The organism is Yoonia sp. 67-2, assembly GCF_035117555.1.
GTDB lineage: Bacteria > Pseudomonadota > Alphaproteobacteria > Rhodobacterales > Rhodobacteraceae > Yoonia.
The window spans coordinates 297,428-321,103 of the sequence record NZ_JAYKPK010000003.1 but is presented as its reverse complement, the minus strand read 5'-3'; the positions used below and the strand labels follow the sequence as shown (position 1 = coordinate 321,103).

Genomic DNA, 23,676 nt, shown 5'->3' with positions numbered 1-23,676 from the left:
GTCTTATCCTGTATGTTTGATTATTTCACGGAGCCGGCCAGCAGGCCGCGCACCAGATAGCGTTGCATCGCAAAGAACACGAGCAATGGCACAGCAATCGACACGAAGGCCGCTGTTGCCAGAATTTCCCAATTGCCGCCGCGTGTGCCCAACAGCTCGACAATCTGGTTGGTCATCACCGTGGTCTCGCCTGTCGCGTCGATCAGGAACACTTTGGCGACCAAAAGATCATTCCATGTCCACAGAAACTGGAAGATCGCGAAGGAGGCCAGCGCCGGAAACGACAAGGGCAGGATGATCTTGGTGAAAATCTGGAAATCGGTCGCGCCATCGACGCGGGCGTTCTCAATAATGTCACGCGGCAGACCGACCATGTAATTGCGTAAAAGATAGATGGCGAGCGGTAACCCAAAGCCGGTATGGGCCAGCCAGGTGCCCAGATACCCTTTCCCGATCCCGATCTCCAGATGCAGGCGCAACAGCGGGATCAACGCCAGTTGCAACGGCACCACCAGCAGGCCCACGACAGCCGCGATCAGCAGCGCGCGGCCCGGAAAATCCATCCAGGCCAGCGCATAGGCGGCAAAGGCCGCGATCACGATGGGGATGATCGTCGCGGGGATCGTCACGGTCAGCGTATTGAAAAACGCCCGCGCCATGCTGTCGGTGCGGTTATCGCTGAACAAGACCTGCTGGTAATTGGCAAAGGTGAATTCGGGCGGCGTCGTTGCGGTGGTGAACACACGCTGGCCCCGACCCGACAATTCCTCTGTGCTGGTCCAGACATAGGCGCCGTCCGCCTGCACGGTGATCGCCTCCCCCTCGCCCAGATCGGCGGTGTCACCGGCGACATAGGTATCGATGGCCAGCGATGTCGTCCCCCAGGTGCTGATCGCGGCGTCAGTGGCGCCACCGAACAGATTGCCCTGCACTGTGTAAAGACCATCGATCAATTCCTGCGTGTCGGGATCATCGGCGCGCAAAGTCAGGTTCTGTTCGGTCGGAAACAGCGACTGCCACCAGCCATTGCTGCTGATCTGATCGGCGGTGCGGAAGGATGAGACCAGCAGACCCACCGTAGGGAACAGCCACAGCGCGACCAAAGCCACGACAGAGATATGCACGATCCAGTTCAGCGCGGATGTGCGGCCAGCGATATTCTCCATCAGCGCATCTCCTTGCGGGCGTTATAGACGTTCCAGATCAGGATCGGGCTGACCAGCAGCATGATGACCATGGCTGCGGCCGATCCGACCCCCCAATCCGAGGCGCGGAAGAGTTTATCGAACATGTAATTCGCCAGAACCTGCGTTTCCCATTGGCCATTGGTCATGGCAAAAACGATGTCAAAGACCTTCAGCACGACAAGCGTGATCGTGGTCCAGACCACAACGATGGTGCCGGAAATCTGCGGCATCTTGATCTTGAAAAACACCTGAAACGGGTTCGCGCCATCGACAATCGCGGCCTCAATCGTTTCTTCGGGGATGCCACGCAGGGCGGCGGAGAGGATCACCATGGCAAAGCCCGTTTGAATCCAGATCAGCACCACCATCAGCAGGAAAGAATTCCAGCCCGGAATGGTCAGCCATGTCTGCGGCACGCCGTAAGCATGGACATTCGTGAAAGCCCCATAGGCGAGCATCAGCGCCGCATAAGCCAGATAGGCCAGCACCGCGACAAAGACCGCACGCAGGATGGACGGCACCAGACCGCCCTTGTCCCGGATCGCCATGATCAGACCATAGGCCAGATAGGCCGCCAGCGCCGCCGCACAAATCATCAGCGCGCCGGGCAACAGCCGCAGGATCAAAAACGACCCGATCCCGCCTTCGAACTGTAGCCAGACCGCGTTCAAAGCACCGATCTGGTTCTGCGCGGCAGGCCTTGTGTCATAGATCAGTTTGAAAATCACCGAGGCACCGACAAAGGAAATCGCCATCGGCATGAAGATCAGCGATTTCGCAATCGCACCCCATTTGATCCTATCCGTCAATTGCGCGGCCAGCAGACCAAAGGCGGTCGATGCGGCAGGCACGATGATCAGCCAGAGCATATTGTTGCGCAGGGCTTCCCAGAATTTCGGCTCTGCCATCATCTGGCGGTAATTGGCCAGACCGACAAAGGCACCGCCCTGGCTGCGGTCGGTCAGCGAATACCAAAGGGTCGCCACAACCGGATAAGCCAGATAAAGACCCAGTGCCACAATCGCGGGGAACAGGAACAGCCAGGGCCGGATCAGATTGGCGCGGTTGATATTGCGCCCGGCATTTGGCCCGGTTGCGCGGAACAGCACCTTATCCAGAAACTGGTTGGAGAAATAGAAATAAGCGAGACAGCCGCCGACCCCGATGATGATCGTCACAAGTCCCTGAAGTGCTGGATTCATGGGTCGCCTCTCCTTGCGCTGCGCCGCTCGCAGATGACCCGGCCAGCAAGGGCCGGATCATCAATTTCAAGTCAAATCCGACTTACTTGATCGCGTCCCAGGAGGCCTGGATATCCGCAGCCACGGTGGCCGCATCCGCCCCGCCGGCATAATCGATCATGCCGGTCCAGAACGCACCGGCACCGATCGCGCCCGGCATCAGATCAGAGGCATCAAAACGGAAGGTCGTGGCGTTCAGCAGGATGTCGTTCATGTTGGCCAAGGTCGGATCGCCGAAAGCGGCATTATCCACGCCGGTATGCGGTGTCAGGAAACCGCCCAGACCCATCCAGATCTCATGCGCCTCGGGTGTCTTGAGGAATTCGATCAGATCATTGGCCGCTTCATTGGGGTTGGTGATCGCCCACAATGTCCCAGCACCCAGAACGGGCGCGCCCAGATCCTGATCGGCATAGGCTGGGAGGTAGAAGAAATCAGCATCTGCGCCGACTTCGGTGCCGTCAGGGAAGAAGGCCGGAATGAATGACGCCTGACGGTGCATGTAGCATTGCGGCGGGCTGTCGAACAAGCCACGCGGGCTGTCGCGGAAATCGGTTGTTGCCACGGCACCGGAGCCACCGGCAACATAGGCGTCGTTGCGCGCAAACAGACCGAATTGCTCAATCGCCCCAATCACTTCGGGGCTGTCAAAAGCCAGTTCATTGCTGACCCAGGCGTCATAGGCTTCTGGTGGTTGGGTGCGCAGCATCATATCCTCGACCCAGTCGGTCGCGGGCCAGCCGGTTGCACCGCCAGATCCCAGACCGATGCACCAGGGCGTGCCACCATCGGCGACGATCTGGTCAGACAAAGCGATCAGATCTTCCATCGTTTCCGGCACTTCGTAACCGGCATCTTCGAAATTCTCGGGGCTGTACCAGACCAGCGATTTCACATCGACCTTGTAGAAAAAGCCATACATATCGGGGTTGCCATCGGGGCCGTTGTAAGTGCCCAGATCGACCCATGACTGACCGGCGGCATAGTTTTCCAGCAGCCATTCATCGGTGCCTGCGGGTAGCGGCGTCAGAAAGCCACGGCTTGCCATGTCCGAGGCCAGACCGGGCTGCGGGAATACGGCGACATTGGGTGCAGAACCTGCCTCCGCATCGATGACAATCTGCTGTTCAAAACTGTCAGAGCCGGTGTAGCGCACGTCATGGCCGGTCGCTTCGGCAAAGGCAGCAAGCACCTGTTCCACATTTTCCTGATCCGGGCCAAGCCATGGGCCAAAGACAGTGATCTGCTCGGCCTGGGCCGCGCTGGCCAAAGCCACGCTGGCCACAGAAGCGTACAATTTCATTTTCATAGAACGTCCTCCCTTCACGCTGCAATCGCGTGTTCATTTGTCGACATAAACCGTGTCTGCCGGTCCCGTCCGCGCCAAAAGAATCGCATCCCTCAAAGCGCTTTGGATTTTACGACACTCAATCAACTTCGTGCTTCTGTCAATATCGTAGACAAATTCCAAGAAATGACTTGGATTTAGGCAAAGGCCGGTCTACTGAAACGATTACGGGTTGATTGACAAAATTAATGTCTTGCTTTCTGCTACCCGATGAATTGATAGCGCTTTGAAAGCCCCGGAAGATGAACCTCAAGCAATTGTCCCAAAAATTGGGGCTCAGCCAGACCACCGTCAGCCGCGCGCTGAACGGCTATCCGGAAGTCAACGAGGCAACACGCCTGAGGGTCGAACGCGCCGCCGCGCAATATCATTACCGTCCCAGTAACCGCGCCAAGGGGCTTGCGACCGGCAAGGCCCTTGCCATCGGCCATGTGATCCCGATTTCCAGCAAGCATGAAATGGTGAACCCTGTCTTTGGGGATTTCATCGCTGGCGCGGGCGAAACCTATGCCCGCAACGGCTATGAAATGATCCTCTCGATCTCGGATGATGCGCAGGAAGATCAGGTCTATCGCGGGTTGAAAGCCCGGCGCGCGGTGGACGGGGTCGTCGTGCATGGGCCACGTCTGGAAGACAGCCGGATCAGGCTGTTGCATGACATCGGCCTGCCTTTCGTGGTGCATGGACGCTCCTCCGGGGTGGATCTGCCCTATGCTTGGCTTGACATGAACAACCGTCACGCCTTTCAACGCGCGACGGATTTCCTGCTTGATCTGGGTCATACCCGCATCGGGCTGATCAACGGAATGGAATTCATGGATTTCGCCCACAGGCGGCGCGACGGCTATACGAAGGCGCTGATGGCGCGCGGCATTGCCGTCGATCCCGCGCTGATGCAATCGCGCGAAATGACCGAAGTCTACGGCTATCAGGCCACCCGCGACATGCTGGCGCTGGACAATCCGCCCACGGCGTTCCTGCATTCCTCGCTCATCTCCGCGCTCGGCGCGCGCCGTGCTGTGGAAGAGGCCGGGCTGATCATGGGGCGCGATGTGTCGATCATCACCCATGATGATGACCTGTCCTATCTCAAAAACGGCGATGACATCCCGATTTTCACCGCCACACGCTCCTCTGTCCGGATGGCGGGGGCAAAGGTGGCCGAGATGCTGCTTGCCGCCATCGCCGACCCGGACCTGCCGCATCAGCATGTCCTGCTCGAGGCTGAATTGATGGTGGGCCGGTCGACCGGACCCGCCCCCAGAAAGGATTAACATGAATTTTACACGCAACGATTTCCCCGAAGGATTCCTGTTCGGGGCCGCCACTGCGGCCTATCAGATCGAAGGCCATAAATTCGGCGGGGCCGGGCAAACGCATTGGGACACATTCGCCGCGACGCCGGGCAATGTCATACGAGGTGAAGACGGGGCTTTGGCCTGCGACCATTATCACCGTTTCGGCGAAGACCTTGATCTTTTGCGGGATGCGGGAATGGATGCCTATCGCTTTTCCACATCCTGGGCGCGGGTCATGCCCGATGGGCGGACGATCAATCCCGAGGGCCTTGATTTCTATGATCGTCTGGTCGATGTGATGCTGGAACGCGGGCTGAAACCGTTTCAGACCCTGTATCATTGGGAATTGCCCTCTGCCTTGGCGGACAAAGGCGGCTGGACTAACCGCGATACTTGCCATGCTTTTGCCGACTTCACCGATGTGATCACCGACCGGATCGGCGACCGCGTCCATGCGATTGCGACGATCAATGAACCTTGGTGCGTCGCCTATCTGTCGCATTTTCTGGGTCACCATGCGCCGGGTCTGCGCGACATCCGCGCCACCGCGCGCGCGATGCATCACATCAACCTCGCCCATGGCATGGCAATGACCCGGCTGCGCGCGCGCGGCATGGAGAATTGCGGCGTGGTGCTGAATTTCGACCATACCGACCCGCTGGACGACAGCGCCGGTGCCGCCCGTGCGACCGCGACATGGGACGCGATCATGAACCGCTGGTTCATTGAGGCCGTCAGCAAAAGCACCTACCCCGCTGAAGCTTTGGCTGGTTTTGCCCCCCATATGCCGGATGGCTGGCAGGACGATATGGCCGAGATCAGCCAGAACATCGATTTTCTGGGCGTCAATTACTATACGCGCCATCAGGTGACCGAGGATGCCGCCGCTCCTTGGCCGCATCTGACCTCGCAAGAAGGCCCCGGTGCCAAGACCCAGATGGGCTGGGAAATCTACCCCGATGGCTTGCGGTCTTTCCTGACGCGGCTGTCTGCGGATTATGTCGGTGACCTGCCGCTTTATGTGACGGAAAACGGCATGGCTTGGGATGACCATGTCGAAAACGGCGCGGTCTATGATCCCGAACGGATGCAATTTTTCGCAGACCACATTGAAGCGACGCGCCGTGCGATTGATGCGGGTGCCAATGTGCAGGGGTTTTTCTACTGGTCGCTGCTGGACAATTACGAATGGGCCTTTGGCTATGAAAAACGCTTTGGCATGGTCCATGTCGATTTCGACACCTTGAAGCGGACACCCAAAGCATCTTATCACGCGCTCAAATCCGCTATCGCGCGCTAGGAAATCCCATGACCCACCCCGCAAATACCTATGCGCTGGTTGCCGATATCGGCGGCACCAATACCCGTGTCGCGCTCGCCCATGGGCGGCAGATCCTGCAATCCACGATCCGGCGCTATGCCAATACGGATTTTCCGGGGCTCGAGTCAGTGCTGCGCCGCTATATTGCCGATGAAGGCGGGGTCGATCCGATCGCCGCCTGCGTTGCGGTCGCAGGCCCGGTGCGCGACGGGCGCGCGACGATGACCAATCTTGACTGGACCATCGACAAGACCACCTTGGCGCGCGCGACCGGCGCGGAAACCGTGTCGATCCTCAACGATCTGCAGGCGCAGGGCCATGCGCTTGGGTTTCTGGACGCAGCCAATATCCGCACGATCCTGCCTGCGCCCGAAAGCACCGCGCAGGCCGCCAAGCTGGTGATCGGTGTCGGCACCGGCTTCAATGCCGCACCTGTGTTCGATCTGGCAGACGGGCGCATCGTGACACCATCGGAAAGCGGCCATGCCAATCTGCCGATCCGCAACGAAATGGAATTGCGCCTGTGCCAATTCGTTTCCAACGCGCATGGATTTCCGGCCGTCGAAGATGTGTTGTCCGGCCGCGGACTTGAACGGGTCTATGCCTTTTTCGGCAATGAAGCGGGCGATCCGCGCGAGGCTGCGGCGTCGGACATCATGGCCGCCTGTGCCGATGGCAGCGATCCGCGCGCGGTCGAAGCCGCACGTTTGTTCACCCGCATTCTGGGCACGGTATGTGGCAATCTGTCGTTGATCCAATTGCCTTTTGGCGGTGTCTATCTGGTTGGCGGCGTCGCCCGCGCCTTTGCACCGCATCTGGGCGCTTTCGGGTTCGGCGATGCATTCCGCGACAAGGGCCGTTTCGCCGGTTTCATGAGCAATTTTGCCGTGCATGTGATCGAGGATGATTATGCCGCCCTGACCGGATCGGCGGCGCATCTGGTGGCTCTTGCGGGCAACCCACAGCATTAACCTGCGGATCATGCCGGGCAAGTGGTTGCTTGCCATCGGATACCTACACTGGAACATGATCAACCAGTTGGCTGTGCACGGTTTGCGTGAGCGCGTTGAGCGAAAAGGGCTTGGGCAGGAACACCGCGTTCGGGATGCGTGATTGGCTGTCGTTAAAGGCATCTTCGGCATAGCCGGAAATGAACACGACCTTGGTCTGCGGCCGCTGGGTCAGGGCCTGGCGCACCCAGGTCGGCCCATCCAGTCCGGGCATGATCACATCGGTGACGAAGACATCAACCTGCAATGTCGTATCGGCCAGCAGGTCAAGGGCCGCCTCTGCGCAATCCGCTTCGAGCACGCTATAGCCGCGCAGGCGCAAAGCGCGCGAAGCAAAGGCGCGCACCGGCGCTTCATCCTCGACCAAAAGCACGACGCCGGACGCCGGTCGGTTGATCCGCGGCCGTTTCTCGGGCGGTGTTTTCACCAGCGAGGTCAGTTGCGCATCATGACTGGGGAACAGCAAAAGGAATTCGGTGCCTTTGCCAACTTCGCTTTGCGCAAAAATATAGCCGCCGGTCTGTTTGACGATCCCATAGGCCGTCGACAGGCCAAGCCCGGTGCCTTCACCCGGGCGTTTGGTGGTATAGAACGGTTCAAAAATCTTGGGCAGTTTGTCAGGGCTGATCCCATGGCCGTGATCAATCACCCTTACCTGCACATAATCACCCTTGGGCACCACGGCACGGTCTTTGACCATCGGATCCGCCAGATGCAGGTTTTGGGTGGTGATCCTGATCTCACCCGCGCCCGCCATCGCGTCGCGCGCATTCACCACCAGATTCATCAAGACCTGTTCCAATTGCCGCTTATCCGCGCGGATCGGGGCCAGCGCCGGGTCGTGATCCAGCGTCAGCGTCACCTTTTCTCCGACCAGCCGGTTGAGCAGATGCGTCAGATCCGACAGCGTGTCGCGCAGATCAATCACCTCTGGCTGCAAGGTCTGTTTGCGCGAAAAGGCCAGCAATTGTCCGACAAGGCTGGCCGCACGATTGGCGTTCTGGTGGATCTGGATCAGATCGCTGTAATTCTGATCACCCTCATCATGACGCAGCAACAAAAGATCACAATGGCCGGAAATCGCGGTCAGCAGATTGTTGAAATCATGTGCCACGCCGCCCGCAAGCTGGCCGATGGCCTGCATTTTCTGGCTTTGCACGAACTGCGCTTCAAGCGTTTTCAGCTCGGTCACATCATCCAGCACCGCAATCAGATGCGGATCGGCAGTGCCGCCTGCCGCATTCAGCGTCACCTGAACAAAAACATCCTGACTTTGCCCGCGCCCGCGCAGAAACTGCGGGCTGCGTCCGCTGCGCCCTTCAAAGGCTTCGCGCAGCCAGTCAGCAATCGGGCGCCCCAGCCCGTCCAGCAGATCGGTCAGTGTCAGATCGCCACTTTCGTTGATTTTCAGCAATTGCCGCGATTCGCGATTGGTGCCCAGAATGGCGCCTGTCGGCGCGATCTTGAGCAAGGGGATCGGCAGATCCTCGATCGCGTGCCAGCCACCGGTGAAGAAGCGTGGCCCATCACCGCGCTGATCGGCCATGATGTAGATGTTCCGTGCGCCGGACCAGCCATCAGTCACAGCGACAATCACCGGCAGGTTGCCAGTGACAGTTTTCAGCAAATGCCGCTGACCCGGGGCCAAAGGCAGGTCATCAAACAGATCATCCAGCCGTGCCGCGTTCTTGCCAATCATGCCGCGCAATGCGGTATTGATATGCAGGATCGTGTTGTCAGGGCAGATCGTGACCATTGGCAAAGGGACATTATCGTGCTGGCGCGCGACGGCGACAATCTTATCGCCCAGATCGTCCATCCGCCACAGATGCTGCACCGGCCCGATCACGATCACGCTGAGCCGGAAATGCCCCCGTCGTGTGACGACATCTTCCTTGCTGGCGCCGGTCTGCCGCGCGCCCTGTGACAGCCGCTGCAGAAACGGATCCGGGTTGGCAAGCACGCTCGCAAAAACGGCCGTCAGCCGCAGCCCCCGACAGGGACCGAACCGCTGCACGGCCGCCCGGTTGGCATAGAACACCAGACCACCGACATCTGTCAGAAAGGCGCAATCGGGATCATCTTCTGTCAGGCGGATTGCGATTGTATTGATCCGATGTGACCGCCAACGTCCCAACATGGCCTGCCCGGCAAAGCCCGCGGCAAGCATCAAAAACAGGCAACCTGCGGTGATCAGGCCAACCTGAACGGGCACCGCCATAGATAATTGCGCCAGCAACAGGCAGAAAGCACCCGCACAAAGGACCCCCAGCAGCAGAATTGCCCGCCGGCTCGTTGCGGGCGGTGCTGGCATGTCGATCGACGGGCAGGCAGACACTCTGAAACCTCATGACTCGTTCAATCACAACAAACAGCACAAAACTTAATGTTTCCTTAAAAGCGCTAGCATAATTTTGTATACAACTAAAGGTTGTCAATGTGTTGCAAAATACAAAGGAAGAAGCCATCGCCGTCTGGCCCGGGCAAGGACTGGTCGCGCAGGGTTACCCGCCAACCCGGATGCTGCGCCAAAAAGCCATGGATGATGTCGTCGTTTTCCGGACGCAGGACCGAACAGGTCGCATAGGCCAGCACGCCACCCGGGGCGACGAGCCTTGCAGCCTGCATGATGACATCCGCCTGAAGACTGGTGAGTGCGCCCAAACGATCTGCATCCAGCCGCCATTTGGCATCGGGCGTTCGCCGCCAAGTGCCGCTGCCGCTGCAAGGTGCGTCGCAAAAAACCACGTTAAAGGGGGCCTCGCCCGGTAATTCCGCGGTCGTCAGCGTCTGGATCGTCACACCTGCGCGCGCGGCACGATCAGGCAGGTCCTTCATCCGCGCTGGCGCGATATCATGGGCGAAGATTTCTGCATCGGTCAGGTCGGCAAAGGCCAGCGCCTTGCCACCGCCGCCCGCGCAATAATCCAGCAACCGCCCGCCTGCTGGCACCAGCCCGACAGCCCGCTGCGAGGCGGCATCCTGCAATTCCACCAGCCCGGTCAGATATGCGGCCGCGGTCTTGACCCGGCGGGGATTGTCCAGGACGCGCAGGCAGGTGGTGACATGCGGATACAGTTCGGTGCTGATGCCATCCTGTGCGAGCGCTGCCATTGCATCCGCGACACTGCCTTTGCGCTGATTGACCCGCAGAAAGACATCAGCGCGGGCTTGTTGCGCCTGCGCAGAAGCGACTGCATCCGCGCCCAAAGACTCCTGCCAGATCGGCCAGAGCCAGTCCGGGATATCACAAGTCGCCGCTTCGCTGAGGTTCATGGGCTGGGACAACGCCACGCTTTCATCTTCGCTCATCGCCGCAGGTGCGTGGCCTAAACCATTGAAAATGCTTCCAACGTCAACGCCGTCCCGCTGCATCAGCCGCAGCATCAACGCGCGCCCGTCGCCATCACCCAGCGACCTTTTCGACCGCAGGACATCGAACACATGGTCGCGCACCGCCGCCCGGTCCTTGGCGCCCGCAAAGCGGCTTCCGCGCGCCCAAGCGGTCAGCGCCTGTTCGGCAAAGGCACCGGCGCGGATCTGGTCCAGCACCTCAATCGCTGCGGCGACCCGCGCGCCGGGTGTCATCAGCCGACCCGGTAATTCGGGCTTTCGCGGGTGATCTGCACGTCATGCACATGGCTTTCCTTCAGCCCCGCCCCGGTGATTTTCACGAAAGTGCAGTTCTTACGCATCTCTTCAATCGTCGCATTGCCGGTATAGCCCATTGCCGCGCGCAGGCCCCCAACCAATTGGTGGATTACCGCATGGGCAGAGCCTTTGTAGGGCACCTGCCCTTCGATACCTTCGGGGACCAGCTTGTCGCTGGCGGCCTCTTTCTGGAAATACCGGTCCGCCGATCCGCTGGCCATGGCACCCAGCGACCCCATGCCGCGATAGGATTTGAAACTGCGGCCCTGATACAGGATCACCTCGCCCGGGCTTTCATCCGTGCCTGCGATCATCGACCCAACCATGGCACAGGACGCCCCCGCCGCAATCGCCTTGGCGAAATCGCCCGAGAATTTGATGCCGCCATCGGCGATCACCGGCACATCGCCCGCCGCCTGCGCGCAATCCATGATCGCAGTCAGCTGCGGCACGCCGACGCCTGCGACCATGCGGGTGGTGCAGATGGAACCGGGGCCGATGCCAACCTTGACTGCATCCGCACCGACGCCGATCAGCGCGCGCGCCGCTTCGCCGGTGGCGATGTTACCGGCGACGATCTGCACCTCGTTCGACAGGGATTTGACGCGTTCAACCGCGCGCGCCACCCCTTCGGAATGACCATGGGCGGTATCGATGACGATCATATCGACGCCCGCGTCAATCAGCGCCTGTGACCGTTCAAACCCCGCATCGCCAACGCCAGAGGCCGCAGCGACCCGCAAACGGCCCAGATCATCCTTGCAGGCCATCGGGTTCAGCACCGCCTGCTCGCTGTCTTTCAGCGTCAGAAGGCCGGTCAACCGCCCGTCGCCATCCGTGATCAGCAGCTTTTCGATCCGGCGCGCCTGCATCAGCGACCGCGCCTCATCCAGATCGGCGGGTTCGTGCAGGATGGCGAGGTTGTCCGATGTCATCATCACGCTGACAGGTGTCCTGTCATCCTGCGCAAAGCGCATGTCGCGGTTGGTGACGATACCGACGACACGGCCATCGGCACCGACGACGGGAAAGCCAGTGATGCGATACATGTCCATCAATGCCTTGGCATCGGCCAAAGTCTGGTCTGGGCGCAGGGTCACAGGTTTATAGACGGTGCCGGACACGAAACGTTTCACCCGCCGGACCTCATCCGATTGCGCTGTGATATCAAGGTTCTTATGGATCACCCCGATCCCACCGGCCTGGGCCATGGCGATGGCCATCCGCGCCTCGGTCACGGTGTCCATGGCGCTGGACAGAAGCGGGATATTCATACTGATGGATTTTGTCACCCTTGTGCGGGTATCCGCCGTGGAGGGCAGCACGCTTGAGGCCGCAGGGACCAGCAGAACGTCATCAAATGTCAGGGCTTCACGAATCTCCATCAACCTGTCTCCTGTAGGGGGCTGTTGGCGGGTCCCTATCGCATGGATGAGGACCAGCCGAAAGGTCAAATCACCGCTTGAAGCTGCAAGAGCGCGCGCGCATGTTGCGGCATGGCTACGCACGACCCCTCCCCCAGCGACAGCAGACTGCGCCGTTTCCTGCGGTTCGGACTGCGTTTTGGCGTGATTCTGGGGTTGGTCGCACTGGCAGCCCTCGGCTTTGACTGGTTGCAAGCGCAGCTCGCGCTGTTGGAAAGCGATGCCTCGGCCCGGGCGATGACCAGGCTGATCGTCATGGTGCTGGTGGTCTATGCCTTGCTCTTGGCGATGCCCTTCGTGCCGGGGGTCGAGATCGGGATCGCGCTGTTGATCATCCAAGGTGCAGCTGTGGCACCTTTCGTTTATCTGGCAACAGTGGCGGGGCTGGCGCTGGCCTTTCTCGTGGGGCAAATCGTGTCGCTGGTCTGGCTGATCGGCGCGTTGAAGGACCTGCGCCTGCACCGGATCGCTGCTTGGCTGGACCGGCTGGATGATGTCCCCCGCGACCGCAGGCTGGAGGCGATGCAGGATAAACTGCCCCGCTGGCTGGTGCCTTTGGTGGTGAAATACCGCTATGCGACGGTGGCGATCGCAATCAACACACCCGGCAATATCGCTTTTGGCGGCGGCGGGGGGATCATGCTGGTGGCAGGGCTCAGCCGGTTGTTCAGCACGCCTGCAATGATCGCGCTGGTGGCTTTTGCCACAGCACCCGTGCCGCTGGTGGTCTGGATCTGGGGGACAGAGGTGTTGCGGTAGGGTGCGTGCTTGCACGCACCCTACGTCTCGCATCTTCGCGCTGCCAGCACCCGTAGGGCGGGGTTCACCCGGCCGGGCCGAAAACGCGAAACACTGCCGGGGTGAACCCCGACCTACAATGCAAACTCATAGGTCACACATCCGGCGAACCAATCCGGCGCAGGCGTATCCATATCCTGCACCCCGCCAAGCCGTTCGGCCAGTCCGCGCGATGGCCGGTTCTCCGCCATGATCCGCGCAATCATCCGGGTAAATCCCAGATCATCGCGTGCATGGCGCAGATAGGCCGCACAAGCCTCGGTCGCATAGCCCTGCCCCTCATCATGCCCTGCCCAGATCGTCCAGGTCATTTCCGGCGGATCATTCAGGTCCAGATGCAAGGCCCCGACATGGCCCAAGGCACGGCCATTCTGCCTGTCGGTGACGACAAACCGCCCGTAGCCGCGCAAGTTCCAATGCCCGATCATCGCCGCCAGTTTCTCAAACGCCTGCACGGCAGAGAACGGACCGCCGACGAAACCGGTGCGGTCGCTTTGGCAATAAGAAGTATAGGGCGCAAGGTCCGACGCATCCGGCCTGCGCAGCAAGAGCCTGTCGGTCTGGAAATTAATATGCTGCATGTTGTCTCGATCTTTGTTGGGTTTGAGCCGACTTGCCTACAAAAAGTAACAGCCAAGTGACAGCAACCCGTAGGGCGGGGTTCACACCGCCATGCCCGAAACCGCGAAACACCGCTGGGGTAAACCCCGGCCTACGTGCCGCTCCTACCCTATAGACTGACGAATACAGCCCTTTCCCCCGCCCGATCAAAGGCTATCCTCCCGTCAACCCAACACAGGCACCCCTCCATGACCACCGATCCCCTTGTCATCTTCACCCCGTCCGGCAAGCGCGGCCATGTGCCTGTGGGCACCCCGGTGCTGACAGCCGCGCGGCAATTGGGCGTCGATCTGGAATCCGTCTGCGGCGGGCGTGGGATCTGTTCGAAATGCCAGATCACCCCGTCCTATGGTGACTTCGCCAAACACGGGCTGCATGTCGCCCCTGACGCGCTGTCCGCATGGAACAGCGTCGAAGAGCGCTACAACAATATCCGAGGCCTCAAACAAGGCCGCCGCCTTGGCTGTCAGGCGCAGATCATGGGCAATGTGGTGATCGACGTGCCCGCCGAAAGCCAGGTGCATAAACAAGTCGTGCGCAAACGGGCCGAGGTACGTGAGATCACGATGAATCCCTCTACCCGGCTCTATTATGTCGCGGTCGCCGAACCCGATATGCATGACCCGTCAGGCGATCTGGAACGGCTGATCATCGCCCTGCGCCGCGACTGGGGCCTGCCCGCGCTGACGGCTGACCTGGGCGTCCTGCGCAGCCTGCAAAAAACCTTGCGCAAAGGCGAATGGCGCGTCACCGTCGCCGTGCATCTGGGCGATGCGGTCTTTCCCGCCCGGATCATCGCGATCTGGCCGGGGTTTTATGACGGCACGATCTATGGCCTTGCCGTCGACCTTGGCTCCACCACCATCGTCGCGCATCTGTGCGATCTGCGCAATGGCGATGTTGTGGCGTCATCAGGCATCATGAACCCGCAAATCCGCTTTGGCGAAGATCTGATGAGCCGGGTCAGCTATGGCATGATGAACCCCGCAGGATCGTCCGAGATGACCGCCGCCGTGCGCGACGGTATGAACGCGCTGTTCGTGCAGATCGCGGAGGAAGCGGAGATCGACCGCAACCTGATCATGGATGTGGTCTTTGTCTGCAACCCGGTGATGCACCACCTCTTCCTCGGCATCGACGCCTATGAACTGGGGCAAGCCCCCTTCGCGCTGGCCACATCAGACGCGTTGTCGCTGCGCGCCGCCGACCTCGACCTGAACCTGCACCCTGCCGCGCGGGTCTATATCCTGCCCTGCATCGCAGGCCATGTCGGGGCCGATGCGGCAGCCGTCGCCCTCTCCGAGGCGCCGGATAAATCCGATGATCTGGTGCTAATCGTCGATGTCGGCACCAATGCGGAAATCCTGCTAGGGAATAAAACCAAGGTCCTCGCCTGTTCGTCCCCCACCGGCCCGGCGTTTGAAGGCGCACAGATCAGTTCCGGCCAGCGCGCCGCCCCCGGTGCGATTGAGCATGTCGAAATCGACCCCGTCAGCAAGCTGCCGCGCTTCAAGGTCATCGGCAGCGATCTGTGGTCCGATGAGGACGGTTTCACGCAGGCCATCGCCCAAACCGGCGTCACCGGCATCTGCGGGTCCGGCATCATCGAGGTCATCGCCGAAATGCGCATGACCGGCATCGTCGACGCGCCGGGTCTGATCGGATCGGCGGAACAGACCGGATCGCCCCATTGCTTTACCGATGGGCGGACCAATTCCTATCTGCTCTATGACGGCAGGGCAGCGGGCGGGCCGCTGATCACCGTGACCAACACCGATATCCGCCAGATCCAGATGGCCAAGGCCGCCCTTTATTCCGGCGCGCGGCTCTTGATGGATAAATTCGGCGTGGACAAGGTGGACCGCGTGATCCTCGCCGGGGCCTTTGGCGCGCATATCAGCCCCAAACATGCGATGGTGCTGGGCATGATCCCCGATGCGCCTTTGGACAAAGTCACCAGTGCGGGCAATGCCGCAGGCACCGGCGCGCGGATCGCCCTGCTGAACACCGACGCGCGGCGCGAGATTGAAACCATCGTCCGGCAAATCCACAAGGTTGAGACCGCGATCGAACCACGCTTTCAGGAACATTTCGTCAATGCCTCGGCCATCCCGAACGCGGTCGAGCTGTTCCCGATCCTGCGCAGCATCGTCACCCTGCCCGAAGTGAACCATAACACCGGCGGCAACCGGCGCAGACGGCGGTGATTGGCGCTTGACGCGCGCGCCCTGCGCAATTACGTCAATGCAGCGCGCGGGTGTAGCTCAATGGTAGAGCAGCAGCTTCCCAAGCTGAATACGAGGGTTCGATTCCCTTCACCCGCTCCAAACTCTCCCCTCATAACGAAAGAGGCCCCCATGCCCGAAATCACCCGCCATCACACCAACGCCCGGATGAGCCAGTTGGTCGTCCACAACGGCATCGCCTATCTTGCTGGCCAGGTCGGCACGCCGGGGGCGTCGGTTTCGGAACAGACTGCCGCGATCCTTGCGCAGATCGATACCCTGCTGGAAGAGGCGGGCACCGATAAGACCAACCTGCTGACCGCGCAGATCTGGCTGTCGGATATTGGCACGCAATTCGCCGATATGAATGCCACCTGGGATGCCTGGGTGCCCGAAGGTGCCGCGCCTGCCCGTTGGACAGGCGAAGCCAAACTGGCGACCACGGATTATGATGTGGAAATCATCGTGACCGCCGCGATCTAAGCGTCAAAGCAGCCAGAACAGCGACAGACCGGCGATGCCGATGGGCCAGCTCATCGGCAAAACGCCTTTCGCCAGTACCACCCAATCGCTGCCCGCGACGGCGAAACGTTTGCGGATTTGCAGGACCAGGAATGTGCCGATGAAGATCGCAGCGACGAAGATGCCAAAGGTGACAAGCGCCTGATCACGCGGTACGAACAGCGCCAGACCCGTCAGTAGCTTGACCGCCCCTGCGCCGAAACCGGCGACAGCGAAGAGCACCAGCCCGATGACCAGCACCACAGCCGCGCCAATCAGTTGCGGGCCAAAGACCTGCGGGTCGGGCGAGGTTACCAGCACCAGCATGAACAGGACAAAGGGCATCAAGGTCAGCAGATTGGGGATTTTCCCGGTCCGCAATTCGGTCACCATGGCGGCGATCAGGATCAGCGTCATCACAATCGGGACATAGGCCAGCATCTTAAACGCCGTTCTGCTGCAGGAACCTGACAAGCGCGGCGGTGGAGGCATCCTTGCCCTCGAGCCCCTTACTGCCTTCGACGACAGGCTGCAGCGCGGTGGCCAGTTCCTTGCCCAGTTCCACACCCCATTGATCATAGGAATTGATGCCCAGCACGACACCTTCGACGAACACCCGATGTTCGTAAAGCGCGATGATCTGGCCCAATACGAAGGGCGTCAGTTGTGGATAGGCTATCGTCACCGAAGGCCGGTTGCCGGTGAATACACGGTGCCGCGCTTGGCGGTCAAGTTCGTCGCCAGTGAATTTATCGGCGATCCTGGCGCGGGCTTCTTCAAAACTGCGCCCCCGCATCAACGCCTCTGATTGCGCGAGGCAATTGGCGACCAGCAATTGGTGCTGGTGGTGCAGATCATCTTCATGACCGCGCGCAGCAACCAGAAATTCGCAAGGCACTACCCCGGTGCCTTGGTGGATCAATTGATAAAATGCATGCTGCCCATTGGTGCCCGGCTCGCCCCAGACGACAGGGCCGCTCGCGACCGGCAGATCGCTGCCATCCATGGCGACGCCTTTGCCGTTACTCTCCATCTCCAGTTGTTGAAGATAGGCGGGTAAGAGGCTGAGGTTATTGTCATAAGGCAGCACAGCACGTGTCGGATAGCCGCAAATCTGGTTGTGCCAGATACCCACGACAGCCAGCAGCGCGGGCAGGTTTTCATGCCATGGGGCTGCATGAAAATGCAGATCCATTGCCTGCGCGCCACGCAGAAAGGCGCGGAAGGCATCCGGGCCAATCGCAATCATCAATGACGACCCGATAGGCCCCCACAGCGAATAACGCCCGCCGACCCAGTCTTCGAACCCGAACACGCGCGCGGGGTCGATGCCGAAGGCGGCAGTTTTATCGGCAGCGGTGGACAGGGCCGCGAATTGCGCGCCAGTATCGGTGACGGACTGCGCCATCCAGGCCTGCGCGGTGCGGGCATTTGTCATCGTCTCAATCGTCGTAAAGGTCTTTGACGCAACGATCACCAGCGTCGTCGCCGGATCGCAGTGCCGCAAGACCCCCGCAATATCCGCCGGGTCCACATTGCTGACGAAATGGCAGCGCGGGCCGTCGTGATAGGGTGCCAGCGCCTTGACCGCCATTGCTGGACCAAGATCGGACCCACCGATGCCGATATTCACCACGTCAGTGATCCGGCCACCCTGTCCCTGAAAGCCGCCGTCGCGCACGGCGGTCGCAAATGCGACCATCCGGTCCAGCGTGTCCATGATCCCCGGCATGACATCCGCGCCATCCACCATGACCGGCCCGCCATCAAGGTTGCGCAAGGCCGTGTGCAGCACGGCGCGACCTTCGGTATCGTTGATCGGTTGGCCGGTGAACATCGCCTCACGCTTGGCCGCGACCCCGGTCTGGTCGAGCAGATCAAACAACAGCGCGCGGGCCACAGCGTCGATATTCGTCTTGGCGTAATCCAGCCGCATATCATGTGCGACAGCACAGAAATCTGCAGCGCGTGCCTCATCCAGCAAGGTTTCAAACCGACGCCCGTCCGTCGCCGCATGATGCGCGCGCAACTTGTCCCAAAGCATCTAAGCCTCCGCCCAATGCACGGTGCAATCTTTCAGCACGGCGGAAACGGGGGCTTCCTCGGCGCTCAGGCCTTGGGCCTTGTCCAAAGCCGCAAGCTTTTGCGCACCGATGATCACGATATGCCGGTGGAAGGCGTCATTGAGCACCTTTGCCGAAAGCGTGATCCGTGGTTCGGGCGCACCGGGCGCGCGCATCGCGACCAAAGTCGCATCACCGTTCAGCGCATGATCGAGCTGATCCGCACCGGGAAAGACCGACGCAATATGCATATCCGCGCCCATGCCCAGCAAGACCACCGACAAAGGCAGGCAGGGGGCGAGCCCGGCGGTCAGATCGTCCAGCACATCCTCTGGCATAGCGGCATCTGCATAAAGTGGGATCAGCCGCGCGGCGGCCGCACGGTCCACCAGCAGGCGTTTACGCAACAAGGCGGTGTTGGACCTGTCAGAGGTTTCCGGCACCCAGCGTTCATCGGTCAGCATCACATCAACGCGGGACCAATCCAGATCGACCGAGCAGAGATTGTCAAAAATCGGCCCGGGCGTGGTCCCACCCGGCACGGCAAAACCGGCGCGGTCATTGGTCAACAGCGCCTGCTTCAACTGCCCGGCCAGAATATCGGCCAGCCGCATCATCAGCATTTCGCTGTCGGGATATTCGATCAATTCCATCGTCTTAGCCTTTGATTTCGCGCCACTTCCGCCCGTCACGGTGCAGCAGCATCATTGCATCTTCCGGCCCGGTCGACCCGGCATCGTAAAGTTTCGGCACATCATTGCGCGCTTCCCAGCCTTGGATGATCGGATCTGTCCAACGCCATGCCGCCTCGACCTCATCGCCACGCATAAACAAGGTTTGGTTGCCCCGGATCACATCCATGATCAGGCGTTCATAGGCATCCGTCACCTCGCCCGCATCGGCACCCAAAGCATCGGCAAATGTCATATCAAGCGGCACATCGATCAAACGCATGCCACCCGGTCCGGGTTCCTTGATCGTGACCTGCAAATCCATGCCTTCGTTGGGTTGCAGGCGGATCGACAGGATATTGCGGTGGCGCGCGGTGTCGCCTTCGAAAATCGTATGGCCAAGGTCCTTGAACACCACGGTAATCTCGGACGACCGCGCCTTCATCCTTTTGCCGGTGCGCAGGTAGAACGGCACCCCCGCCCACCGCCAGTTCGCGATATGGCATTTCATCGCGATGAAACTTTCGGTGAAACTGCGGGGGTTTTCGGCATCTTCGCGATAGCTGAGCCCGTCTGGCCCCGCATCATACTGCCCGCGCACGATATGATGATGCTCAACCGGTTCCAGTGCGCGGATGACTTTGAGCTTTTCATCACGCACCTCATCGGCACCAAAGCGGCTGGGCGGTTCCATCGCGATCAGGCACAACAACTGCATCAGATGGTTTTGCACCATATCGCGCATCGCACCGGATTTATCGTAATAGGACCCCCTGCCCGCCACGCTGACGGTTTCGGCCACGGTGATCTGGATATGATCGACGTAGTGATTGTTCCACAAAGGCTCAAACAGCACATTGCCGAAACGGACGGCCATCAGGTTCTGGACCGTTTCCTTACCCAGATAATGGTCGATCCGGTAAATCTGATCTTCGTTGAAATGGGTGGAAAGCACCGCATTGAGCGCGCGCGCCGTTTCCAGATCACGACCAAAGGGTTTTTCCACCACAATCCGGCTGTCTAGCGTTGCGATACCGTGTTTATGCAACCGTTCCGCCAGATCACCGAACAAGGCCGGCGCGACAGAGAAATAAAACGCCTGCACCACATCCGCCCGCACCTTTTGCGCCAGATCGGACCAGCCGCCCTCGCCCTTGGCGTCAATCGCGACATAATCAAGGCTGTCCAGAAACCCTGCCAGCCCCTTCTTGTCTTGTGATTCCGCACCGCCGAACTCGGCAATCGCGTCACTGATCATGGTGCGATATCCGTCAGCGTCCATCTCTGTCCTTGCCGCGCCGATGATCCGCGATCCTTCGGGCATCTGCCCGGACAGGAACCGGCGGAACAATCCCGGCAGGATCTTGCGCCGTGCCAGATCGCCGGTGCCGCCGAAAATCACCAGATCAAAGGTCTCAACTGGAATGACGCGGGAAACCATGGATATGCTCCGATACTGCAATTTCGTTAGCGCTAACGCCCGTTGGCTAATGCACTTTTCCAGTTCTGTCTACAGGCTTTGCGCGCACAATGCACCGGTCAGGATGTCTGTTCGCCTTCTGAAGTGATCGTCGGTATATCGGTCCGGTCTTCGCGCTTGCCACCGCACAGCAGATCAGCAGCACGGTCGGCGGCATCCTGAAATGGCTCCAGCACCAGATTGGCGCCCGCCTGCAGCAAATCGTCCGTTTCAGGCGCATGGTGCGATGTCAGCGCGATCTGGCCTTTGAACCCGGATATGCGGGTTAATTGTATCAGCGTGGAGCGGGTATCCTCGTGGCTTAACCCTGTCGGGTGGATCGGCACGGTGGACAGAACCCATTTCGCATCCGGCAGCGGCAATTCAGCGATGAATTCCGGGTCCGTGGCATCGCCGAATTCCGTCGCCAGGCCCAGATCACGCCAGCGGCGTATGGCGGCTGGATTGAAATCAACGCCAAGCACACTGATCCCGCGGTTCTGCAGCCGCAGCCCGATGGCCGTGCCAAACCGGCCAAGGCCAAAGATGATCACCTCTGGCTTGGCCGGTCGCTCGGCTGTGTCGGATGGATCACGGCCTGTGCCTTTCCGCTCAAACATCCCCAGATAGGGTTCAAAGACGGCATAAAGCTGATGCGAATAGGTGATCATATAGGTCGAGGCTGCAATGGTCACGAGGCCGACCATCGTCACCAACCCCAAGGCATCCTCTTGCACATGGCCAATGGTGACGCCCATCGCAACAAAGATCAGCGAAAACTCACTGATCTGCGCCACGGTCAGACCCGCCAGAAAGCCGGTGCGCTTGCGGTAGCCCAAGGTGCCCATGATCGCCAAAACGATCAGCGGATTGCCGATCAGCACGAAAGCGGAAAAGATGACAGCACCCCAGACATGCGCTCCCAAGAGCGACAGATCGAGGCCCGACCCCAGCGCGATAAAGAAGAACAGCAGCAGGAAATCGCGCAACGGGGCGAGCCGTGCCGCGATGGTTTCGCGGTAAGGGGTGGATGCCAGCGCGACACCGGCGAGCAGGCCGCCCACCTCTTTGCCCAATCCCACGATATCGCCAAAGGCCGCAAACATCGCCGCCATGGCAATCGCAAAGATGACCAGCAGTTCGGGCGCATGGGCCAGCCTCTCGGTCAGTGGATTGGCGATGTAGCGCACAAAGACCACCACCACCGCCACCATGCCAAGACCAGAGGCCAGCACCACAGGCACCGAGCCACCATGCCCCTCTGCCCCGATACCGATGGCCGACAGCACGATCATCGCCAGCACCACGACGATATCCTGCACGATCAGGAACCCAAGGGCGATCTGGCCATGCAGACTATCAATCTCGCGCTTGTCGGACAGCAGTTTCACGATAATGATGGTCGATGAAAAGGTCAGCGCCATCGCGACATAGAGGCTGGTCACAGAACCCAGCCCCAAGGCCAGCCCGATCAGATAGCCGAACACGGCGGTAAAGGCGACCTGCCCCAACCCGGTCAACAAGGACACCATGCCGAGTGACCGGATCAGTTTTACATCCAGCTTGATGCCGACCAGAAACAGCAAAACCGCGATGCCCAGTTCCGACAAAAGATCAATCTGCGCGTCAAAACGCACCAGATCCAACGCCGAAGGCCCCACCAACAAACCCGCCGCAATGAAGCTGACGATCAGCGGCTGGCGCAGCAACATACCGATAAAGCCGACCGCCGAAGCAAGCACCAGCAGCAGCGCGATTTCCCCAAAGGGCGATTGGTTCAGCATTTCCATCATCGGTCAGAGCTTCCTTATCCTGCCTGTCTTTGTGCCGGATAATACATCAGACCACCACCGACCTTGATCCAGCGCATGATGCGAAAACAGCGTTCAGGCGCCGCTTGTCATTCACGAAACCGGCACCTAAGCTGAGAGGATGATGGCGATATTCACATTATTTCAGCAGAGTCCGAGGGCGCTGGAGACTGATAAGTGACCAGTTCCCCGCAAGACCGGCTGACCGATCAGCAGATCGACAGTTTCATCGAACAAGGTTTTGTCAGGATCGACAACGCCTTTTCCGCATCGCTTGCCGCACAATGCCGGGACGAATTATGGTCAGCGATAGGTCTGTCGCCTGACAGGCCACAGGACTGGGCCGCGCCTGTCATACGGGTGCCATCTATGGCTTCCCCCGTTTTCGTGCAGGCGGCCAATACCACGCGCCTGCATCAGGCTTATGATCAACTGACAGGTGCCGGGCGGTGGATCGCGCCGCAGGGGTTGGGAAGTTTCCCGATCCGTTTCCCATCAAAGGACGCGCCCGGCGATGATGGCTGGCATGTTGATATGAGCTTTGGAGACAGCACAGATTTCATGGACCTGCGGGTCAATGTGACGTCGACCGGCCGGGCCTTGCTGATGTTGTTTCTGTTTTCCGATGTCGGACGTGATGCCGCCCCTACCAGGATCAGGACAGGATCACATCGGCAGATTGCGCGCGAATTGCTGCCATATGGCTCTGCCGGTGCGACGCTGCGCCAGCTTTCTGCGGATGGCTATGCCTCCACCGCCGATTGCCCGGAGGCGCTTGCCACAGGTGCGGCGGGGACGGTCTATCTTTGCCATCCCTTTATGGTGCATGCCGCCCAGCCGCACCGGGGAACGCAGCCGCGCTTCATGGCGCAACCGCCACTTTTGCCGACAGCTGCTTTTGACCCGGCCTTGCCGCCGTCACCTGTCCAGATCGCGATCCGTCAGTCCTGCGGATTGTCGGCCTAGTCGGGGCCAATGCGCGGCCTTCTCAGCCGATAGCGCGATCCACCGCCTCTGCGAAACTTTGCCGCTGCCGCAGCTTACCGC

Annotated in this window: 19 protein-coding genes and 1 tRNA gene; 8 read left to right on the top strand and 12 right to left on the bottom strand. The window is 60.2% G+C overall.

Annotated elements, in window-relative coordinates; all coding sequences use genetic code 11:
- Positions 1-20 precede the first annotated feature (20 nt).
- The 3 genes from VOY09_RS06995 to VOY09_RS06985 form a co-directional block, all read right to left on the bottom strand.
- On the bottom strand, positions 21-1,166 hold the full coding sequence (locus tag VOY09_RS06995) for a carbohydrate ABC transporter permease (RefSeq protein WP_322893683.1): 1,146 nt from the start codon (positions 1,164-1,166) through the stop codon (positions 21-23).
- Complete coding sequence (locus VOY09_RS06990) at positions 1,166-2,389, bottom strand: sugar ABC transporter permease (RefSeq protein WP_322893682.1); 1,224 nt, start codon at positions 2,387-2,389, stop codon at positions 1,166-1,168. Before VOY09_RS06990 ends, VOY09_RS06995 begins: the two co-directional genes overlap by 1 nt.
- A gap of 82 nt (positions 2,390-2,471) precedes the next feature.
- On the bottom strand, positions 2,472-3,737 hold the full coding sequence (locus tag VOY09_RS06985; RefSeq protein WP_322893681.1) for an ABC transporter substrate-binding protein: 1,266 nt from the start codon (positions 3,735-3,737) through the stop codon (positions 2,472-2,474).
- Between the two features lie 281 nt (positions 3,738-4,018).
- Between VOY09_RS06985 and VOY09_RS06980 the strand changes: the two genes are divergently transcribed.
- From VOY09_RS06980 to VOY09_RS06970, 3 genes are read left to right on the top strand one after another with little or no spacing between them, the layout of a single operon-like run.
- Positions 4,019-5,050 carry a substrate-binding domain-containing protein gene (locus VOY09_RS06980; RefSeq protein WP_322893680.1) on the top strand — a complete coding sequence of 344 codons (1,032 nt, stop codon included), beginning with the start codon at positions 4,019-4,021 and terminating at the stop codon, positions 5,048-5,050.
- 1 nt (position 5,051) lies between these two features.
- Positions 5,052-6,374, top strand: coding sequence for a GH1 family beta-glucosidase (locus tag VOY09_RS06975; RefSeq protein ID WP_322893679.1), 1,323 nt, complete (start codon positions 5,052-5,054; stop codon positions 6,372-6,374).
- Between the two features lie 8 nt (positions 6,375-6,382).
- On the top strand, positions 6,383-7,366 hold the full coding sequence (locus VOY09_RS06970; protein ID WP_322893678.1) for a glucokinase: 984 nt from the start codon (positions 6,383-6,385) through the stop codon (positions 7,364-7,366).
- A gap of 43 nt (positions 7,367-7,409) precedes the next feature.
- Here VOY09_RS06970 and VOY09_RS06965 read toward each other — a convergent pair whose 3' ends face one another.
- From VOY09_RS06965 to guaB, 3 genes are all read right to left on the bottom strand, one after another.
- Complete coding sequence (locus VOY09_RS06965; RefSeq protein ID WP_416236737.1) at positions 7,410-9,719, bottom strand: ATP-binding protein; 2,310 nt, start codon at positions 9,717-9,719, stop codon at positions 7,410-7,412.
- Positions 9,720-9,829: 110 nt separating this feature from the next.
- Positions 9,830-10,993 (bottom strand): RsmB/NOP family class I SAM-dependent RNA methyltransferase, encoded by a 1,164-nt coding sequence (locus VOY09_RS06960; RefSeq protein ID WP_322893676.1) that lies wholly within the window; start codon positions 10,991-10,993, stop codon positions 9,830-9,832.
- Positions 10,993-12,441 (bottom strand): IMP dehydrogenase, encoded by a 1,449-nt coding sequence (gene guaB / locus VOY09_RS06955; RefSeq protein WP_322893675.1) that lies wholly within the window; start codon positions 12,439-12,441, stop codon positions 10,993-10,995. Before guaB ends, VOY09_RS06960 begins: the two co-directional genes overlap by 1 nt.
- 111 nt (positions 12,442-12,552) lie before the next feature.
- On the opposite strand from guaB, the gene VOY09_RS06950 reads away from it, so the two are divergent.
- Positions 12,553-13,239 (top strand): hypothetical protein, encoded by a 687-nt coding sequence (locus tag VOY09_RS06950; RefSeq protein WP_322893674.1) that lies wholly within the window; start codon positions 12,553-12,555, stop codon positions 13,237-13,239.
- Positions 13,240-13,352: 113 nt separating this feature from the next.
- Here VOY09_RS06950 and VOY09_RS06945 read toward each other — a convergent pair whose 3' ends face one another.
- A complete protein-coding gene (locus VOY09_RS06945; RefSeq protein WP_322893673.1) occupies positions 13,353-13,859 on the bottom strand; it encodes a GNAT family N-acetyltransferase in 507 nt (168 codons plus the stop codon).
- A 228-nt stretch (positions 13,860-14,087) separates the two neighbouring features.
- On the opposite strand from VOY09_RS06945, the gene VOY09_RS06940 reads away from it, so the two are divergent.
- From VOY09_RS06940 to VOY09_RS06930, 3 genes are all read left to right on the top strand, one after another.
- Positions 14,088-16,106 (top strand): ASKHA domain-containing protein, encoded by a 2,019-nt coding sequence (locus VOY09_RS06940; RefSeq protein ID WP_322893672.1) that lies wholly within the window; start codon positions 14,088-14,090, stop codon positions 16,104-16,106.
- 46 nt (positions 16,107-16,152) lie between these two features.
- Positions 16,153-16,226: transfer RNA gene (locus VOY09_RS06935), tRNA-Gly, on the top strand.
- 30 nt (positions 16,227-16,256) lie between these two features.
- Complete coding sequence (locus VOY09_RS06930; RefSeq protein ID WP_322893671.1) at positions 16,257-16,607, top strand: RidA family protein; 351 nt, start codon at positions 16,257-16,259, stop codon at positions 16,605-16,607.
- A gap of 3 nt (positions 16,608-16,610) precedes the next feature.
- On the opposite strand, the gene VOY09_RS06925 is transcribed toward VOY09_RS06930, so the two are convergent.
- The 5 genes from VOY09_RS06925 to VOY09_RS06905 all read right to left on the bottom strand — a co-directional run bounded on the left by VOY09_RS06925 (position 16,611) and on the right by VOY09_RS06905 (position 22,608).
- The gene (locus VOY09_RS06925) at positions 16,611-17,066 is read right to left on the bottom strand and encodes a prepilin peptidase (protein WP_322893670.1); all 456 of its coding nucleotides are present in this window, start codon (positions 17,064-17,066) and stop codon (positions 16,611-16,613) included.
- A gap of 1 nt (position 17,067) precedes the next feature.
- Positions 17,068-18,669 (bottom strand): glucose-6-phosphate isomerase, encoded by a 1,602-nt coding sequence (pgi, locus tag VOY09_RS06920; RefSeq protein ID WP_322893669.1) that lies wholly within the window; start codon positions 18,667-18,669, stop codon positions 17,068-17,070.
- Entirely contained in the window at positions 18,670-19,341 is a 672-nt protein-coding gene (gene pgl / locus VOY09_RS06915) for a 6-phosphogluconolactonase (RefSeq protein WP_322893668.1), read from the bottom strand.
- Positions 19,342-19,345: 4 nt separating this feature from the next.
- Positions 19,346-20,800, bottom strand: coding sequence for a glucose-6-phosphate dehydrogenase (gene zwf, locus VOY09_RS06910; RefSeq protein ID WP_322893667.1), 1,455 nt, complete (start codon positions 20,798-20,800; stop codon positions 19,346-19,348).
- Positions 20,801-20,898: 98 nt separating this feature from the next.
- Positions 20,899-22,608 carry a cation:proton antiporter gene (locus tag VOY09_RS06905; RefSeq protein WP_323811270.1) on the bottom strand — a complete coding sequence of 570 codons (1,710 nt, stop codon included), beginning with the start codon at positions 22,606-22,608 and terminating at the stop codon, positions 20,899-20,901.
- A gap of 198 nt (positions 22,609-22,806) precedes the next feature.
- Here VOY09_RS06905 and VOY09_RS06900 point away from each other — a divergent pair, with 198 nt between their 5' ends.
- Positions 22,807-23,595, top strand: a complete 789-nt coding sequence (locus VOY09_RS06900; RefSeq protein ID WP_322893665.1) for a phytanoyl-CoA dioxygenase family protein — start codon at positions 22,807-22,809, stop codon at positions 23,593-23,595.
- Positions 23,596-23,676: the final 81 nt, after the last annotated feature.

Coding starts and splice junctions, on each gene's coding strand:
- zwf (WP_322893667.1), bottom strand. CDS start 20,800: ATGGTTTCCCGCGTCATTCCAGTTGAGACCTTTGATCTGGTGATTTTC.
- pgi (WP_322893669.1), bottom strand. CDS start 18,669: ATGCTTTGGGACAAGTTGCGCGCGCATCATGCGGCGACGGACGGGCGT.
- VOY09_RS06905 (WP_323811270.1), bottom strand. CDS start 22,608: ATGGAAATGCTGAACCAATCGCCCTTTGGGGAAATCGCGCTGCTGCTG.
- VOY09_RS06925 (WP_322893670.1), bottom strand. CDS start 17,066: ATGCTGGCCTATGTCCCGATTGTGATGACGCTGATCCTGATCGCCGCC.
- VOY09_RS06990 (WP_322893682.1), bottom strand. CDS start 2,389: ATGAATCCAGCACTTCAGGGACTTGTGACGATCATCATCGGGGTCGGC.
- VOY09_RS06950 (WP_322893674.1), top strand. CDS start 12,553: ATGGCTACGCACGACCCCTCCCCCAGCGACAGCAGACTGCGCCGTTTC.
- pgl (WP_322893668.1), bottom strand. CDS start 19,341: ATGGAATTGATCGAATATCCCGACAGCGAAATGCTGATGATGCGGCTG.
- VOY09_RS06965 (WP_416236737.1), bottom strand. CDS start 9,719: ATGCCAGCACCGCCCGCAACGAGCCGGCGGGCAATTCTGCTGCTGGGG.
- VOY09_RS06940 (WP_322893672.1), top strand. CDS start 14,088: ATGACCACCGATCCCCTTGTCATCTTCACCCCGTCCGGCAAGCGCGGC.
- VOY09_RS06930 (WP_322893671.1), top strand. CDS start 16,257: ATGCCCGAAATCACCCGCCATCACACCAACGCCCGGATGAGCCAGTTG.
- VOY09_RS06960 (WP_322893676.1), bottom strand. CDS start 10,993: ATGACACCCGGCGCGCGGGTCGCCGCAGCGATTGAGGTGCTGGACCAG.
- guaB (WP_322893675.1), bottom strand. CDS start 12,441: ATGGAGATTCGTGAAGCCCTGACATTTGATGACGTTCTGCTGGTCCCT.
- VOY09_RS06980 (WP_322893680.1), top strand. CDS start 4,019: ATGAACCTCAAGCAATTGTCCCAAAAATTGGGGCTCAGCCAGACCACC.
- VOY09_RS06970 (WP_322893678.1), top strand. CDS start 6,383: ATGACCCACCCCGCAAATACCTATGCGCTGGTTGCCGATATCGGCGGC.
- VOY09_RS06945 (WP_322893673.1), bottom strand. CDS start 13,859: ATGCAGCATATTAATTTCCAGACCGACAGGCTCTTGCTGCGCAGGCCG.
- VOY09_RS06995 (WP_322893683.1), bottom strand. CDS start 1,166: ATGGAGAATATCGCTGGCCGCACATCCGCGCTGAACTGGATCGTGCAT.
- VOY09_RS06985 (WP_322893681.1), bottom strand. CDS start 3,737: ATGAAAATGAAATTGTACGCTTCTGTGGCCAGCGTGGCTTTGGCCAGC.
- VOY09_RS06975 (WP_322893679.1), top strand. CDS start 5,052: ATGAATTTTACACGCAACGATTTCCCCGAAGGATTCCTGTTCGGGGCC.